General features: G+C 39.5%; 3 protein-coding genes. 2 read left to right on the top strand and 1 reads right to left on the bottom strand.

Going from position 1 to position 1607, the window contains the following annotated elements:
* Positions 1 to 287: 287 nt before the first annotated feature.
* Entirely contained in the window at positions 288 to 515 is a 228-nt protein-coding gene (locus tag FFM73_RS13060) for a transposase (protein WP_235874518.1), read from the top strand.
* Positions 516 to 545: 30 nt separating this feature from the next.
* On the opposite strand, the gene FFM73_RS12475 is transcribed toward FFM73_RS13060, so the two are convergent.
* Positions 546 to 809: a hypothetical protein gene (locus FFM73_RS12475; RefSeq protein ID WP_137631938.1), complete on the bottom strand. Its 264-nt coding sequence runs from the start codon at positions 807 to 809 to the stop codon at positions 546 to 548.
* Positions 810 to 943: 134 nt separating this feature from the next.
* Here FFM73_RS12475 and FFM73_RS12480 point away from each other — a divergent pair, with 134 nt between their 5' ends.
* Positions 944 to 1372 carry a GNAT family N-acetyltransferase gene (locus FFM73_RS12480; RefSeq protein WP_171001299.1) on the top strand — a complete coding sequence of 143 codons (429 nt, stop codon included), beginning with the start codon at positions 944 to 946 and terminating at the stop codon, positions 1370 to 1372.
* Positions 1373 to 1607: the final 235 nt, after the last annotated feature.

The following is a 1607-nucleotide window of genomic DNA, read 5'->3' on the forward strand; positions in this document are numbered from 1 at the left end:
GCCGTAATTTGATCCCTTTTAAAGTCATATAACTTCACCTCTTTTCCATTTTTAGTATATCATAATGGTATACTAAAAATGAATATAAGTGGCTATATATCAGCGAAATTAGGTAAACGTATGATTAAGTACGAACATACAAATGTGTCTGATTTTAACTTTCAACTGGTTTGGACTGCCAAGTAGTAAAAAGATATTTACGACTGAAAAACAAGTTGATACTATGAAAGGCTGAAAGAAACTCGGTTGAGCTATCTCACATGGAGGTAATGCCTGACCAGGTTCAGATGGTGACCAGCTTTCCACCTAAGTCAGCGCCATCTTCAATCGTTAAAGCTTTTAAAGGTGGTTTATGGTTTATTCAGTTTCCACAAACCCAAAAATCACTCTGGGGCAGACATTTATGGTCTCTTAGCTTCTTTATGAGTACCTTTGGTAATACTTCAAAAGAAACAATAGTTCAATACGTTGACTCACAATTGGACCGATACAACGGTGGACGTCCAAGACGTTGATTCATCTCGGCATTAAAATACCGAGTTTTCTCAACTGACGCCACTTATAAACACTCCTGGAATTTGCTCTTTTGAATAACCCAACGTTTCTCCCACGGACGCTAACGCCTGAATGATCTGTTTTTGCAAGATATTCGTATACTGTCTAAGCCAATCGGTACCCTTTTTCGTTAACAACATACTATTACGAACGGTGATGATAAAAGACTGATAGTTATCTTCACGGCCAAATAGTTCCCAGATATCCTCAACCATGCCAATGATTACCGTGGCTAACTCTTGGCGAGTGCTCACCTGTAAAAAATCAACGTGACAGAGAATCTCACGTCCATTCAGCTAGTATTAACAACCTCACCTGGTTGAATTCATAGCAGTTACAGTTTAAAATTTGAGTGAATTTACTAACTTTTTAAGGGAGAAATAAAATAATGAACGCTGAAGATTACCAAGTAAACGAGGTCTTACCCACACCTGCCGAATTTTGTGAATTACGAAAAGCTGCCGGATTAACCCCACGTCGATTAGAGTCTGCAACTATTGGTCTGCAAAACAGCATTATGGGCGTTAGTATTCGTAAAAATAACCAGTTGGTTGGAATGGCTAGACTAATTGGCGATGGTGCTACCTTTTTTGAGATTGTCGATGTGGCGGTCTTACCGGCTGAACAACATCAGGGATTAGGTACGAAACTGATGCAACACATCCAAGCTTACTTGCAAACACACGTCCCAACTGATGCCACGGTTACCTTGATTGCTGACGTTCCCGCAGATCGACTCTATGAGAAATTTGATTTCCAGCCAACTATGCCAGAAAGTATTGGCATGGTATGGCGTGGAGAGAAAAAGAAACTTTAGTCAGCTTTCTACCTGCTTCAAACGGCGTATAACTAATATGTTATATAGAAATACTCATAGTCTGAATCTTTGATGAAATCAGCACACCACCAATAGCTCTCGGAAAAATGGCGCTTCGTCAAGTAGAGTTGATTTAGATTTATAGGAGTACTTAGACCTCAATTGGTCTAGGTGCTTTTTTAGTTGGCAGTTTTTTGGACAATGGTTTGAACCAGACGCGTTCCAAAAAAATACG

It is taken from the genome of Secundilactobacillus hailunensis (assembly GCF_005405185.1).
GTDB classification, from domain to species: Bacteria; Bacillota; Bacilli; order Lactobacillales; family Lactobacillaceae; genus Secundilactobacillus; species Secundilactobacillus hailunensis.